General features: G+C 73.3%; 14 protein-coding genes and 1 pseudogene. 7 read left to right on the forward strand and 8 right to left on the reverse strand.

The genetic code is table 11. The features are described from left to right. Positions 1-108: 108 nt before the first annotated feature. Together ACZ4Z1_RS29625 and ACZ4Z1_RS29630 are read right to left on the reverse strand one after the other, a co-directional pair. Positions 109-1,281, reverse strand: coding sequence for a DUF3152 domain-containing protein (locus ACZ4Z1_RS29625; protein WP_468489708.1), 1,173 nt, complete (start codon positions 1,279-1,281; stop codon positions 109-111). 577 nt (positions 1,282-1,858) lie between these two features. Continuing rightward, positions 1,859-2,899 carry an alpha/beta fold hydrolase gene (locus tag ACZ4Z1_RS29630; RefSeq protein ID WP_468489709.1) on the reverse strand — a complete coding sequence of 347 codons (1,041 nt, stop codon included), beginning with the start codon at positions 2,897-2,899 and terminating at the stop codon, positions 1,859-1,861. Between the two features lie 174 nt (positions 2,900-3,073). Between ACZ4Z1_RS29630 and ACZ4Z1_RS29635 the strand changes: the two genes are divergently transcribed. The 4 genes from ACZ4Z1_RS29635 to ACZ4Z1_RS29650 all read left to right on the forward strand — a co-directional run bounded on the left by ACZ4Z1_RS29635 (position 3,074) and on the right by ACZ4Z1_RS29650 (position 5,075). After that, positions 3,074-3,292 (forward strand): hypothetical protein, encoded by a 219-nt coding sequence (locus ACZ4Z1_RS29635; protein ID WP_468489710.1) that lies wholly within the window; start codon positions 3,074-3,076, stop codon positions 3,290-3,292. 148 nt (positions 3,293-3,440) lie between these two features. After that, a complete protein-coding gene (locus ACZ4Z1_RS29640; protein ID WP_365835949.1) occupies positions 3,441-4,082 on the forward strand; it encodes a TetR/AcrR family transcriptional regulator in 642 nt (213 codons plus the stop codon). A 284-nt stretch (positions 4,083-4,366) separates the two neighbouring features. Beyond that, positions 4,367-4,594 carry a DUF3107 domain-containing protein gene (locus tag ACZ4Z1_RS29645; RefSeq protein ID WP_385226481.1) on the forward strand — a complete coding sequence of 76 codons (228 nt, stop codon included), beginning with the start codon at positions 4,367-4,369 and terminating at the stop codon, positions 4,592-4,594. Between the two features lie 202 nt (positions 4,595-4,796). Further along, positions 4,797-5,075, forward strand: coding sequence for a hypothetical protein (locus ACZ4Z1_RS29650; RefSeq protein WP_468489711.1), 279 nt, complete (start codon positions 4,797-4,799; stop codon positions 5,073-5,075). A 110-nt stretch (positions 5,076-5,185) separates the two neighbouring features. Here the strand turns inward: ACZ4Z1_RS29650 and ACZ4Z1_RS29655 are convergent, their stop codons facing one another. Beyond that, positions 5,186-5,941 carry a ferritin-like fold-containing protein gene (locus ACZ4Z1_RS29655; protein WP_365835945.1) on the reverse strand — a complete coding sequence of 252 codons (756 nt, stop codon included), beginning with the start codon at positions 5,939-5,941 and terminating at the stop codon, positions 5,186-5,188. 440 nt (positions 5,942-6,381) lie between these two features. Here ACZ4Z1_RS29655 and ACZ4Z1_RS29660 point away from each other — a divergent pair, with 440 nt between their 5' ends. After that, positions 6,382-8,853: a DEAD/DEAH box helicase gene (locus ACZ4Z1_RS29660; protein WP_468489712.1), complete on the forward strand. Its 2,472-nt coding sequence runs from the start codon at positions 6,382-6,384 to the stop codon at positions 8,851-8,853. Between the two features lie 101 nt (positions 8,854-8,954). Beyond that, positions 8,955-9,812: an alpha/beta fold hydrolase gene (locus tag ACZ4Z1_RS29665; RefSeq protein ID WP_468489713.1), complete on the forward strand. Its 858-nt coding sequence runs from the start codon at positions 8,955-8,957 to the stop codon at positions 9,810-9,812. 162 nt (positions 9,813-9,974) lie between these two features. On the opposite strand, the gene ACZ4Z1_RS29670 is transcribed toward ACZ4Z1_RS29665, so the two are convergent. After that, positions 9,975-10,922, reverse strand: a complete 948-nt coding sequence (locus ACZ4Z1_RS29670) for an NYN domain-containing protein (protein ID WP_468489714.1) — start codon at positions 10,920-10,922, stop codon at positions 9,975-9,977. A 212-nt stretch (positions 10,923-11,134) separates the two neighbouring features. Here ACZ4Z1_RS29670 and ACZ4Z1_RS29675 point away from each other — a divergent pair, with 212 nt between their 5' ends. Continuing rightward, entirely contained in the window at positions 11,135-11,287 is a 153-nt protein-coding gene (locus ACZ4Z1_RS29675; RefSeq protein WP_003985759.1) for a hypothetical protein, read from the forward strand. Between the two features lie 172 nt (positions 11,288-11,459). On the opposite strand, the gene ACZ4Z1_RS29680 is transcribed toward ACZ4Z1_RS29675, so the two are convergent. From ACZ4Z1_RS29680 to ACZ4Z1_RS29695, 4 genes and pseudogenes are all read right to left on the reverse strand, one after another. Further along, positions 11,460-12,065, reverse strand: coding sequence for a MarC family protein (locus tag ACZ4Z1_RS29680; RefSeq protein ID WP_468489715.1), 606 nt, complete (start codon positions 12,063-12,065; stop codon positions 11,460-11,462). 233 nt (positions 12,066-12,298) lie between these two features. Beyond that, positions 12,299-13,153: a PHP domain-containing protein gene (locus ACZ4Z1_RS29685; RefSeq protein ID WP_468489716.1), complete on the reverse strand. Its 855-nt coding sequence runs from the start codon at positions 13,151-13,153 to the stop codon at positions 12,299-12,301. Positions 13,154-13,262: 109 nt separating this feature from the next. Then, positions 13,263-13,589 (reverse strand): annotated as a pseudogene (locus tag ACZ4Z1_RS29690) (IS5 family transposase); the annotation flags it as partial. 189 nt (positions 13,590-13,778) lie between these two features. Continuing rightward, positions 13,779-14,069, reverse strand: coding sequence for a hypothetical protein (locus ACZ4Z1_RS29695; protein ID WP_468489717.1), 291 nt, complete (start codon positions 14,067-14,069; stop codon positions 13,779-13,781). Between the last annotated feature and the right edge of the window lie 8 nt (positions 14,070-14,077).

Here is a 14,077-nt window from a genome sequence, read left to right on the forward strand (position 1 = left end):
GCGCCTTTACCGGCCGCGCCTGCCGGGGTACCTCTGCTGGCTACACCTGCCGGCGCGCACCTTCTGACGCACCCCTCCCGGTGCACCGCACCGGAAGGCCGGGAGGACTCAGTGTCCTTCGGGGAACGGCCAGGCGTTGGGCCGGCAGGTCGCGCCGTCCGTCGTCAGGAACTTGGTCTGCTGCATCATCACCGGCGCCAGAGCTCCCTGCTTCGTGCAGCTCTCGTGGTTGCGCCCGAGCCGGTGGCCCACCTCGTGGTTGATGAGCATCTGCCGGTACGCGTGCATCTGGCCCGACCCGTAGGTCGTGGCGCCCTGCGCCCACCGGTACGCGTTGATCATGACGCGCTCGGTCGCCGCCGAGTCGCACGACACGTTGTCCTCGGTCGTGTCGAGCCCGGACTTGGCGCACCACTTCGCGGTGGTTCCGGGGCTCGCCAGCGTGATGACGAAGTCGGCGTCGCCGGAGCCCACCCGCTCGAAGGCCCGCCGGCCGCCGTGCGCCCAGCTCCGCTCGTCGTTCAGGGTCTTGTGCACCGCGTCGGCGAACAGCTCGCCGTCGAGGCCCAGACCCTCCTCGACGTCGACACGGTAGCGCCGCACCTCGCCGCGGCCCGGCGCCTTGGCGTCCCCACCGGCCGGCTTGAACCGTCCCGAGGCCGCCAGCTTCTCGTCCAGCGGGTAGACCTTCGCCATCTTCTCGTCGTACGTGACGGGAGCCGCCTGCTGCGTCGGGCGCGCGTTCGAGCGCGAGGCGGCGTCGGGGCCGTCCGCCCGGTCCTGGCCTTCCAGCGCCTGCGCCTTGCCGTCGTCCTGCTGCTGCTCGGCGACCTGCCCGGCCACCACGACCGCGAGTACGGTCGTCACGGCCGCCGCGGCCACACCGGTGAAGGCGCGGCCCTTGGCGCTCTTCTTGCGGGAGCTGAACTGCGGCCCCTGAGCGCCCAGTTCACTGTTGTCCCGGGCGTCGTCCGGTGCGTCGGCCGCGTCGTCACCCTCCCTCGGGAAGACCACCGACCGGCCGGTGTCGCGCCCCGGCCCGTTCAGCCCTGACTGTCCGGGCTGTCCGGGCTGTCCGGGCTGTGCGGACCGTCCCGGCTGTCCGCCCCCTCCGTGCTCCGGGGCCCCGGCCGCGAACACGTCGTCCGCGTCCTCGGGGCCGCCGGTGCGATCCCTTCCGGACCCGAAGGCGTCGATGTACTCCTGGCGGGGTGCCGGTGCCCGGCCCTGCGGGGCGAACGGTGGTCCGGCCGAGCCCGTACCGGCGGAGGTCGGCCCCATCGCGGGACCGACGGCGCCGGGAGCGGGGGCGGGGGCGGGCCTGCTCGCGCCGTCGCCGCCGTCCCCGAACGGAGCGTATGCGTGGGCCGGGGTGGACGGTGCCGCCTGCGGGCGGCCGTCGCGCGGGCGCGGTAGGCGGGGCGTGCCCTGCGCGGGCGTGCTTCCGGGTGCGTCGTGCGCGGGCGCGTCGTGCGGCGCGCGTTGCCCGGGCGTCTGCCACGGCGCGCCCTGCGCGGGCCCGCGCTCGGGTGTACGGCGCGCGGATCCGTAACGAAGTGCGCTCTGCGCGGGCTCGTACCCGGGCGTGCGCTGCTGCTCATACCCCGACTGCTCGTGCCCCGACTGCTCGTGCTCCGACTGCTCGCGACCGGCCGGACCGCCCTGCGGCCCCGGCCCCGCCCCCGGCTCCGCACGGCGGCGTCTGCGGCCCGTGCCCGGCCCGGGGGCCGGTCCGGCGGCGCCACCTGCCGCGCCGCGCCCGTCCGCCCCGCCCACCTCACCTATTCCGGAGGTGTCACCGGCGGTTGCGGCCGGACTCCGGCGGCTGTGACGTCCCACTCGGCCTGTCAGCTCCTACTCACGTCCAGGACGCGCCACCGGCGGCGGGTTCCCCCACGCCGGCGCTCCCGCCCGCACCGGCCGCGTCCCGCGCGGCCGCGTCGTCGTCCAACAGCTCGCGGAAGGCCCGCGCCACCGTTTCCGGGTACTCCATCATCGCCACGTGCCCCGCCTCCGGAAGCGTCAGCAGCCGGGAGCCGCGGAACGCGGCGGCCGCCCGGCGTGCCATACGGAAGGACACCAGACGGTCGCGCCCACCGTAGACGAGAAGGGTGGGCGCGAGCACCCGCTGTGCCTGCCGCCACAGATTGTGCTGCCCGCCGAGCGTGTACGCGTTGACGATGCCGCGGGCCGAGCGGGTCATGACCTCCCAGAAGTACGGGAGTTCGAGGCGCCGCGCGTACTCCTCCGCCGCGGCGGTGAAGCCGTCCGGGGTCACCAGGGCGGGATCGCCGTAGCACAGGGCCAGCACCTCGCGGGTGCGCCGCTCCGGCGTCCAATCCCGCGTCAGCCTGCTGAACAGCCGGGTCACGCCCGGCACGGCCAGCAGCCCGGTCGGCACCGCGGACAGCTGCGGCCGCAGTTCGGGCAGCGCGGGCGAGATCAGCGTCAGGGTCCGCACCAGGTCCGGACGGACCGCCGCCACCCGCGTCACCGCCGCGCCGCCCATCGAGTTCCCGAACAGGTGCACGGGGCCGCGGCCGCTCGCGTCCAGATGGCGGATGACCGCCCGCGCCTGCGCGGAGACCGAGTAGTCACCGTCGTCGGGCGGCGGGGAATCACCGAATCCGGGGAGGTCCAGCGCCTCGCCGTCGACCCGGTCGGCGAGCAGCGGCATCAGCGCGGACCAGTTCTGGGAGGAGCCGCCGAGGCCGTGGACGTACAGCGCGGACGGCAGCCCGGCCCGGGTGCCCGGCACCCCTCGTACGCTCATCGTCAGGCCCGGGAGGTTCACGGAACGCACCGTCTCGCCCGGGCCGACGCGCGAGGAACGGCCCGCCGGGGGCACCGGGAGAACGGCGCGGGTGTCCGGCGTTCCGGTCGACTCCGTCGAAGACATGGGGTCGATGTTACGAGACGATCACGCCGCCGATCGTGTGTTCGCGCTCACACACCGCATCGCATTTCGGAACCCGCTCTCTTAGGCTCGGGCAGGAAGGGCACCCGTGTGATGAGCGCTCGCGTGCGGACGCTCGCCCTGGCCTCCGAAGGACGTGAGAGAAAGGGAGCCACCATGCCCGTCGACCCGACCGACCCGGACACCTTCGAGGAAGAGACGGACCCCTCGGAATTCGACGTCGAGGCGCCCGAGGCGGACGCCGCGGAGCAGCACGCGGACGTCGCGCCGCACCTCGACCAGCCGCTGACCGGCATCGATCCGTCCGCCGCCAACGAGGCGGACGTCGCCGAACAGGCCCGCGTCGTGGATCTCGACGAAGACGATTACCGATGACCTGGGGCCATATGTCGGCTTCCCACAGCGTTCGGCGGCAGAATTTCTCGCCCGTGACCACGCGCAGCCGGGTTACCCAAAAGTACGATGGCGGACGCGGCGCACCGCTGTGCGTACGCCGCGGACGGAACGACACCTGGGAGGCAGCGTGAGCGCCATCGAGCAGACCGAGGCGGCACGCCCGCGGGGCACGCGCCTGCCACGCCGAGCCCGGCGCAACCAGCTCCTGGGCGCGGCCCAGGAGGTCTTCGTGGCGCAGGGCTACCACGCGGCCGCGATGGACGACATCGCCGAGCGCGCCGGCGTCAGCAAGCCCGTGCTCTACCAGCACTTCCCGGGCAAGCTCGACCTCTATCTCGCCCTGCTGGACCAGCACTGCGAGGCACTGCTGCAGTCGGTGCGCACCGCGCTCGCCTCGACCACCGACAACAAGCAGCGCGTCGCCGCGACGATGGACGCCTACTTCGCGTACGTCGAGGACCCGGGCGGCGCCTTCCGGCTGGTCTTCGAGTCCGACCTGACCAACGAGCCCGCCGTGCGGGAGCGGGTGGACAAGGTCTCCCTGGAGTGCGCCGAGGCGATCAGTGAGGTCATCGCCGAGGACACCGGCCTGTCCAAGGACGAATCGATGCTGCTGGCCGTCGGGCTGGGCGGCGTCTCCCAGGTCGTGGCGCGCTACTGGCTCTCCTCGGAGAGCACCGTGCCGCGCGAGACGGCCGTACAGCTGCTGACCTCGCTGGCCTGGAAGGGCATCGCGGGCTTCCCGTTGCACGGCGCCGAGGGCCAGTGATCCGTACCGCCGGGCGGTGAGCCGGGCGGTGAGCCGGGCGGTGAGCCGGGCGGCGGCTCCGTGCGGCGGGTCAGGGCCGCGGGTCCGTACGGCGGGTCCGGGCCGCCGGGCCACGTCCCGCACTCGCGCGCACCCACGTCGCTCCCTTGTTCGCTGCGGGCGTGCTCCGCGGCGTCCTGTCCGTCCGTTCACCGGGCTAATGTGTGCTGCGTACGGCGCGGATTGCCGCGCACCTGCCCCGTGGCCGTGCCAGGGGGCACCGAGACCGTCGGAGGGACAAAGCCGTGGAGGTCAAGATCGGCGTGCAGCACGCGCCCCGCGAGATCGTTCTGGAGAGCGGGCAGACCGCCGAGGACGTCGAGCGAGCGGTGGCGGACGCACTGGGCGGCAAGTCGCAGCTGCTGAGCCTCGTGGACGATCACGGCCGCAAGGTCCTGGTCCCGGCGGACCGGCTGGCCTATGTGGAGATCGGCGAGCAGACCGCTCGCAAGGTCGGTTTCGGCACGCTGTAGCCGGCCGCGGGCCCCTGGACGGGCCCGTGCGCACGCGTCACGAGCGGCGGCCCGGAGAGATCGTCTCCGGGCCGCCGCTCGTGCGTCGCGCCCCTCGCCGACTCGGTGCCCCGGCGAGGGTTGCCGCGCATTCTCCCTGGGTACGACCGCCTACGACCGATTTGTGTCGTCCAACCGGTCGTAACCGCGGGAGGGATAAACCATGGTCTGGGAAGCTCTCGGCTCCGTGATCGTCGGACTCGCCATCGCACTGGCCGCCACGCGCCGGCTGCCGGGCCGGTTCTCCTCACGCCCCCTGACGCTGGCGACGGGCCCCGCGGCGGCCCTGCTCGGTGCCTTCCTCGCCCACTCCATCCTGGGTCCCGGCCACTTCTTCCAGACCCTGCTGGCCGCCGCCGGCCTGGGCGCGGCCATGCTCTCCCTGCTGATCCGGCCCGCCCGGAGGCTGACGCCCCTGCGCTCCGGAATCACCGGGGCCTGACCCGGGGTCCGGCCGCCGCCACCGGCCCGGTCGGCGCCGGGCCGGTCAACGTGGGGCGCCGGGCTCCCCCGAAAGGCTGGTCACCACAGGGCCGCCGGCCCGTCCGCCGGCTATGCGGCCAGGCCCAGCGCGGCCATCCGCTTGGTGTGCGCCTCGGTGATCCGCGAGAACATCCGCCCGACCTCCGCGAGGTCGAACCCGTCGGCCACGCCGCCCACCAGCATCGTCGACAGCGAGTCCCGGTCGGCCACGACCCGCTGCGCCTGGGACAGCGCCTCGCCCATCAGCCGCCGCGCCCACAGCGCGAGCCGCCCGCCGACCCGGGGGTCGGCCTCGATCGCGGCCCGTACCTTCTCGACGGCGAACGTCGCGTGCCCCGTGTCGTCGAGCACACCGAGGACCAGGCCCCGGGTGTCGGAGTCGAGCCGGGCGGCCACCTCACGGTAGAAGTCACTGGCGATCGAGTCGCCGACGTACGCCTTGACCAGGCCCTCCAGCCAGTCCGACGGCGCGGTCTGGCGGTGGAACTCGTCCAGCGCCGCCGCGAACGGCTCCATTGCCTCGTTCGGCTCCGCCTCGATCTGCGCGAGCCGGTCCCGCAGCCGCTCGAAGTGATGGAATTCGGCCGACGCCATCTTGGCCAGCTCCGCCTTGTCGTCCATCGTCGGCGCCAGCTTCGCGTCCTCCGCGAGGCGCTCGAAGGCGGACAGCTCCCCGTACGCGAGGGCGCCCAGCAGGTCGATCACCGCGGCCCGGTACTGCGGTTCCGCGGAGGCCGCGGCCCAGTCCTGGGCGGCGATCCCGGTGTGTTCACGATCATCGTCGGCGGTGTGCGCTGCGTTGTCAGGCGTCTCCATGAAGCGCACAATAGCCCGCTGCGCAACCGGGGGAAGTGGCTGGTCAGCCACTCCCGTCCCACCCGACCGAACGATTGCCCGGACACACGTGTGCCTATCCGGGGTATGGTGGTAATGCGCCCGCCGAGTATCGGTGGGTTGTTCCACGCATGCGGATGCCCGGTCGGTGGCCCGATCGGCTCCACAACCGACCGCCCTCCTTCGCGGCGCGTACGAGACGTACGCACGGCGGGAGGGACACCGCTCGCGGTTCGAGTGCTTGAGCGAAGGCAGTGGTCCCGCGCCCGTCCGGCCGATCGAGGCCGGCCCGTACGAAACCGTGCGAGGGCGCGGTACGACCCCCTTGGCCGCCTCGTACCGCGTCTCACAGAAGAGGCAAGATTCTGTCTACGTTCCGAGAGCTCGGGATTCTTCCCGAGACCGCCGAAGCCCTTGAGGCCGTCGGCATCATGTCCCCCTTCCCCATCCAGGAGATGACGCTCCCCGTGGCCCTGGCGGGCTCCGACGTCATCGGCCAGGCCAAGACCGGCACCGGCAAGACCCTGGGATTCGGCCTCCCCCTGCTGGAGCGCGTCACCGTCCCCGCGGACGTCGAGGCGGGCCGGGCCAAGCCCGAGCAGCTGACGGAGGCCCCGCAGGCCCTCGTGGTGGTCCCCACCCGCGAGCTGTGCCAGCAGGTCACCAACGACCTCCTGACCGCCGGCAAGGTCCGTAACGTTCGCGTCCTGTCGATTTACGGCGGCCGTGCGTACGAGCCGCAGGTCGAGGCCCTGAAGAAGGGCGTCGACGTGGTCGTCGGCACCCCGGGCCGGCTGCTGGACCTGGCGGGCCAGAAGAAGCTGAACCTCTCGCACGTCAAGGCGCTCGTCCTGGACGAGGCCGACGAGATGCTGGACCTCGGCTTCCTGCCCGACGTCGAGCGCATCATCAACATGCTGCCGGTCCGCCGCCAGACCATGCTGTTCTCCGCGACCATGCCGGGCGCGGTCATCGGCCTGGCCCGCCGCTACATGTCGCAGCCCACGCACATCCGTGCCGCCGCGCCGGACGACGAGGGCCAGACCGTCGCCAACACCACGCAGCACATCTTCCGCGCCCACTCGATGGACAAGCCGGAGATGGTCGCCCGCATCCTCCAGGCGAACGGCCGCGGCCTGGCGATGGTCTTCTGCCGTACGAAGCGGACCGCGGCCGACATCGCCGACCAGCTCGCGCGCCGCGGCTTCGCCTCCGGCGCGGTCCACGGCGACCTCGGCCAGGGCGCGCGCGAGCAGGCGCTGCGCGCGTTCCGCAACGGCAAGGTCGACGTGCTGGTCTGCACCGACGTCGCCGCCCGCGGCATCGACGTCGAGGGTGTGACGCACGTCATCAACTACCAGTCCCCCGAGGACGAGAAGACCTACCTGCACCGCATCGGCCGGACCGGCCGCGCGGGCGCCAAGGGCATCGCGATCACGCTGGTCGACTGGGACGACATCCCTCGCTGGAAGCTGATCAACAAGGCGCTGGACCTGCCGTTCGACGAGCCGGAGGAGACGTACTCCACCTCCGCGCACCTCTACGAGCTGCTGGAGATCCCCGCGGGCACGACCGGCGTCCTGCCGCGCGCGGAGCGCAAGCGCGCCGGGCTGGCCGCTGAAGAGGTCGAGGACCTGGGCGAGACGGGCGGCCGCGGCCGCGCTCCGCGCCGGGGCGCGCCCGCCGTCGAGGAGGAGCGCCCGCGCCGCAGCCGTACGCCGCGCCAGCGCCGGCGCACGCGGAGCGGCGCGCCGGTGGACGACTCGGGCGCCCCCGAAGCATCCGGTACGACCGGTACGCCCGAGGGCGGCAGCGCCGCCACGGACGGGCCGCGCCAGCCGCGCCGCCGTCGCCGTACGCGCGGCTCCGGCAACGCGCAGGCCGCCGTGACGCCGGCCCGCGACGGGTCCCGCGACGAGGCGGCGCCGGCCGCCGAGAGCATCGCGTCCGAGGCCGCGCAGGCCGCCGATGCCACCGCGGCGCCGTCCAAGCCGCGCCGCCGCCGTACGCGGGGTGGTGCGAGCGGCGCCGCCAAGGCGGCCACCGCCGTGGACACGGCCGAGGGCCCCACCGAGACCGTCAAGGTCCCGGCGCAGGCCACCGCCGAGGCGCCGGTCGTCGCCGACACCACCGAGGCTGACGAGGCCGAGGCGCCCGCCAAGTCCCGCCGCCGTACGCGCAGCGCCCAGCCCGCGGCGGAGGCCGTCGTGGAGACGGTGGAGAGCGCGGAGGAGGCACCCGCCAAGCCCCGCCGCACGCGCAAGACGGCCGCCGCCAAGAAGGCCGAGACCGCGGTCGAGACGGCCGAGGCCACGGAGACGGTGGCGGACGAGGCACCCGCCAAGCCGCGCCGCACCCGCAAGACCGGCGCCGCCAAGAAGGCCGAGACCGCCGTGCAGACGGCGGAGACGGCGGAGACGGCGGACGGTGCCGAGGTCGTCGCGGACGAGGCGCCCGCCAAGCCCCGCCGCACCCGCAAGACGGCCGCCGCCAAGAAGGCCGAGACCGCGGTCGACACGGCGGAGGGCGCGGAGACGGTGGCGGACGAGGCACCCGCCAAGCCGCGCCGCACCCGCAAGACCGCCGCCGCCAAGGCCGCCGTGGACACCGCGGACGCTGCTGAGGCCGTCGCGGACGAGGCCCCGGCCAAGCCGCGCCGTACGCGCAAGACCGCCGCCGCCAAGAAGGCGGAGGCCGCCGTGGACGTCGCGGAAGGCGCGGAGGCCACCGCGGACGAGGCCCCGGCCAAGCCGCGCCGCACCCGCAAGACGGCTGCCGCGAAGGCTGAGGCGACCCCGGCCGCCGACGCGGGTGCCCCTGCGGACGAGGCCCCGGCCAAGCCGCGCCGCACCCGTAAGACGGCTGCCAAGAAGGTCGCGGCGGAGGCCCCGGCCGAGGGCTGATCCCGAGCGCACGACGGCCCGGTTCCCGCGCACGCGGGGCCGGGCCGTCGGCGTGTGCGCCCGCGCGCACCGGCGCCGCGCGCCCCGGATAGCCTCGTGCCATGAGCAGGCCGCCGACCCTCACCTTGCCCTCGTGCGCCCGCGCGCGCCGACTCGTCACCGCGCGCGGCGAGTTCGCCGTCCACGACGCCCGGCCCGACGGGACGCCGGCCGGGACCGCACTGCTCGTGCCAGGGTTCACCGGCAGCAAGGAAGACTTCATCGCCCTCCTGGAACCGCTGGCCGCCGCAGGCTTGCGGGTGGTGGCCGTGGACGGCCGGGGCCAGCACGAGACGCCCGGCCCGCACGACGAATCTGCTTACGCACAGGGCGAGTTGGCTCAGGACATCCTCGCCCAGGCGCGCGCCCTGGGCGCCGGCCCGGTGCATCTCCTCGGACACTCCCTCGGCGGTCTGCTCACCCGCGCCGCCGTCCTGCGCGACCCCGCGGCCTTCCGTTCCCTGACCGTCGTGAGCTCGGGTCCGGCCGCCATCGCCGCGCCCCAGCAGGCCCGCGTACGGACGCTCATCGACGCCCTCGGGACGCTGGACATGCAGGCGGTGTGGCTGGCCATGCGCGAGCTGGACCCGCCGGAGGCCGAGGACGCCGCCACCCCGCCGGAGATCGGTGCGTTCCTCCACCAGCGCTGGATGAACACCGTCCCGCAGCAGCTGGTCGCCACCGGGCGGCAGATGGTGTCGGAGCCGGACCGGGTGGCGGAGCTGGCCGCCGTACCGTTGCCCAAGCACGTCGTGTCGGGCGTCGTGGACTACGCCTGGCCGGTACCGGAGATGGACGCGATGGCCGGGCGGCTGGGAGCGCGGCGGACGGTCGTCGAGGGCGCGGAGCACTCCCCCAACGTGGAGCGGCCGGCCGAGACGGCGGCGGCACTCGCGAAGTTCTGGCACAGCGCCCACTGAGCTGGGCGCGCGCCCCGGCGCGCACCGCCCCCGTACGCCCGGGAAGCCATCGACGCGCCCGTACATAGGGCCTTCCGCCCGCCCATGCCCCCGCGCACCGGCCCCCGCACGCCCGCCGCCAGGCGGTGTCCGCCGAGTCAGGGCCGGGCGCCCCTAGCACTGCTAGCACTGCGCCTGTACGTGCTCCCAAAAGCCGTCCCGCAGCGCCCGCCGCAGGTCCGCGTGCCCGCGCAGCGAGTGGTGCAGCAGCGTCTCGGCGGCCGTCAGCAGCTCCTGGTCGACAGCGCCCGGCAGGTACGGGTGACCGGGCAGCAGCTCGGTGACCCAGGGGACGCCCCGTTCACCCAGCCACCGCGCGGCGACCCGGGCACCGATGAAGCGCACCTCGTCGCGCGCGGGCGGCGTGCCGCCGTTGCCGGCGCCGTCGGCCGCCACGTCCCCGTAGTCATGGGCGACAGCTCGCCGCGTCACGTACGGCTTGCAGAACTCCAGGTCGAAGGTGCGCTGGCTGTCGACCTCCCAGAGCAGCGGTTCGGCCTGGTTGCGCCCGCCGACCGCCTCGATGCCCCACAGGTGGACCCGGGCGCCGTAGCCCTGCGCGGCCTCCACCGCGGAGACCAGGTCCTCGTCGCCGCCGATGAGGACCGCGTCGCTGATCGCGCGGTGCCGGGCCAGCGATTCCAGGTCGGAGCGGATCAGCGAGTCGACGCCTTTCTGCTGGTTGTTGGCGTTCAGGTTGCCGAGCCTGACCTTGACGTCCGGCAGCTCGGCGACGCGCTGCTGCTCCGCGGTGTGGATGCGGCGCCGGGCGCCGTCGTACCAGTACACGCGGAGCAGCCGGCTGTCCGGGAAGATCGTGCGGGCCTTGTCGATGAACGCCTCGATGAGGCCCTCGGCGTCCAGCTCGAAGGCCCTGCGGTCCTCGGTCCCGGCGACCAGCCGGCCGGCGGCCGCGTACACGTAGCCCGCGTCGACGAAGGCCGCGTGGGTGGACGGGGTGGTGGCGACCTCGGCGAGCACCCGGGTGAGCAGCTCATTGGTGCGCTCGATGCCCGCGAGCACCGCGGCGAGGTCGGGTGAGGGGCCGGTGGGCCGGGCGTCGTCGTTCATACGGGCCCATTGTCCGGCCGGTCACTCAGCGCGCACAACCGCTCTCGCTACCCACCAGTACTTAGACGACCAAAAATTTTCTTTAGCGTAGGGAATGATTGCAGGGAGCATGTCGTTGTACCCACTGGGAACGCAGGGCACCGACGCCCCGCGAGCATCCCGTACAACAGCAAAGTTCTCCGCAGGAGGATCAGACGAAGGGAGAAGCCGTTATGCGCTTCGAGATCATGCGCCTGGACGATGTCGACGGCACGGCCGTGGACAGCACCGTCGTGGACGCCGCCTCCGTCAACCGGATCGTGCAGCAGGCCGCCGCAGTCGGCCAGCGCATCTACATCCGCCCAGCCGATACCGCCGCCCGATGACGATTCACCCGCGTCACTCATGAGCGCGTGACGCGCCATGTCCGGCGCACGGAGCGCCCCGCACGAAACCTTTCGCGCGGGGCGCTTCGCGCGTCCGGGCCCGGTCCGTGCGCCCCGGCCGACGGTTCGCCCGCCCAGGCCGACGGCCCTCGGACTCCGGCCGGCGGCCCGCTCAGCCGCCGCGTACGACCTGCATGACGCCGTTGATGATCTGCTGCACCGCGAGCGCGGAGAGCATCATGCCGGCCAGCCGGGTCACCAGCACCACCCCGCCGTCCTTGATCACCCGGATGATGACCAGCGAGAACCGCATCACGAGGTAGAGCACCACGTGGATGGCGACGATCGCCGCCCACACCGACAGCTCCCCGCTGATCCCGTCCGCGTGCTGCACCGCGAGGATCACCGAGACGATCGCGCCCGGCCCCGCCAGCAGCGGCATCCCGAGCGGCACCAGCGCCACGTTGACGTCCTTGGTCTGCGTCGGCTGCTCCGACTTGCCGGTCAGCAAACTGAGCGCGACGAGCAGGAGCAGCAGCCCGCCCGCGATCATCAGCGCGGGCGGGGTGATGTGCAGCCGGCCGAGGATCTGCTCGCCGAAGAGACCGAAGACGGCGATGACGCAGAACGCGACGGTGGCCGCCTGCCAGGCCATCTTCCGCTGCACCTTGGCGGGGCGGCCGGAGCTGAGGGCGAGGAAGATCGGGATGATCCCGGGCGGATCCATGATCACGAACAGGGTGACGAAGAGCGTACTGAAGACAGCGAAGTCGAACACAGTGATGGCCTTGCGGGGAGTGGTACGAGAGAGCGGTGGTGTGTGAGAGGAGAAGTCGGAAGGGTGGTGGGAGGAGAAGAAGCGGGAGCGCGCACAGAGCTACGCGCGCGGGCGCGTGAGCGGGTGGCAGCGGCCCGGACGGGGCGCGGCGGGACGAACGCCCGCCGGCCGGAGCACGGCCGTGCCCACCCGGCCAGGACGGATCATGCCCGTCGGCCGGAGTGCGGTACGGGTCAGCCGCCCGCGCCGGGAACGGGGAAGGCGCCGGTCGCGCGGCGCACGATCTCGCCGTATATCTCGGGGTCGGTGGTGTACTCGCCGAGTGCGACGGTCTTGCGGCTGCCGTGGTAGTCGCTGGAGCCGGTGGTCAGCAGGCCGAGGTCGGCCGCGAGACCGCGCAGCCGGGACCGCGCGGCGTCGTCGTGGTCCATGTGGTCCACCTCGATGCCGTCCAGCCCGGCCGTCGCCAGCTCGGCGATGACGCTCTCGGGGACGGTCTGCCCGCGTTTGACGGCCAGCGGGTGCGCGAAGACGGTCACTCCGCCCGCGGCCTTGACCAGCCGGATCGCGTCGAACGGGTCGAGTTCGTGCTTGTCGACGTAGGCCCGGCCGTCGTTGGCGAGCCACTGCGCCGTGAAGGCGTCGGAGACGGTCTCGACGACGCCCACTTCCACCATCGCGGCGGCGACGTGCGGCCGCCCCACGGCGCCGTCGCCGGCGATCCGCGCCACCTGCTCCCAGGTGACCGGAACGCCCAGTTCCCGGAGCTTGGCCACCATGCCCCGGGCGCGCGGCACCCGGTCGTCGCGGACCAGTTCCCGCTCGCGGGCCAGCTCGGGCTCGTCGGGGTCGAAGAGGTACGCCAGCATGTGCATGCTCACGCCGCCGACCCGGCAGGACAGCTCGGCGCCGGTGACCAGCGTGAGCCCCTCGGGCAGCGCGGCCCTGGCTTCGGCATGGCCGCCCACGGAGTCGTGGTCGGTCAGCGCGACGACGTCCAGCCCGGCGGCCGCGGCGTTGCGCACCAGCTCGGCGGGGGTGTCCGTACCGTCGGAAGCAGTGGAGTGGGTGTGCAGATCGATGCGCACGACGCTGGACTCCAGACTGCTGCGGGGCCGGCCAAGGGGACCTCAGCAGGATACCGGCCGCCCGCCGGCCCCTCGAACACACGCTCAGAGGTCGTTTTCGCCTGCTGTTTCATCCCTGGATGCCAGGTTCGTTGTGTTTGGCCGGGTCGCGCCAGGACACGGCGGTCTCGCCGGTCAGGCGGCGGGCCAGCAGGTCGGCCATCGCCGGATCGATCATGGCCTCGGACCGATGTGGGTGGGTCTCGTCATCGCGGGTCAGGCGCCGGTGCAGCATCAGCCAGCCGTAGGTCCGCTCAACCGCCCACCGCTTCGGGGCCGGGGGGAATCCCCTGGCCCGGGGGGTGCGTTGGTCGGTTTCGAGGTCGATGCCGAGGGTGTCGGTGATGATGCTGCGTTTGCGGCTCACGCTCTCCTTGCCTGCGTCGCTCCCCTGGCCGTCACGCGCCAGTGGTGGGACGAGCTGATGACCGAGGACCGACAGCTCGTACTGGACGACCATCGGTACCTCGTCGGCGACGGCCTTGGCATGTCAGGTTCAGCAGCAGCCGCTCACGCGGGCCCGTGTCAGGCCGTGCCGGGCCCCGGAGAGCCGGTGGCCGTCCGCACCCCGCGGGCAGCGGCTGCGTCACCGCGCGAAGGGACCGACCTGGTAGTCGAGTCCCGCCCGGAACTCCAGGCGCGGGACGGCCGCCCGCATCGCGGCGTACAGGCCGGGCGTCACCTCGTAGCAGGCGGTCGCCAGCCACGCGTCCTCCCGGCCGGGGAAGAGGTCCCGGATGCGCAGGATGTCGTCCTGGGTCAGTTCCGTGAGGTGGGCCGGGCGCTCGTCACCGTCCCAGCCGACCAGCTCCCAGCGTTGGGGGGCACCGTTCCAGCCGGTCACTCGGCCGTGCCGATCGGTCTCTTCGCCGTACATGTTCTTAC

The organism is Streptomyces sp. NPDC030165, assembly GCF_055573595.1.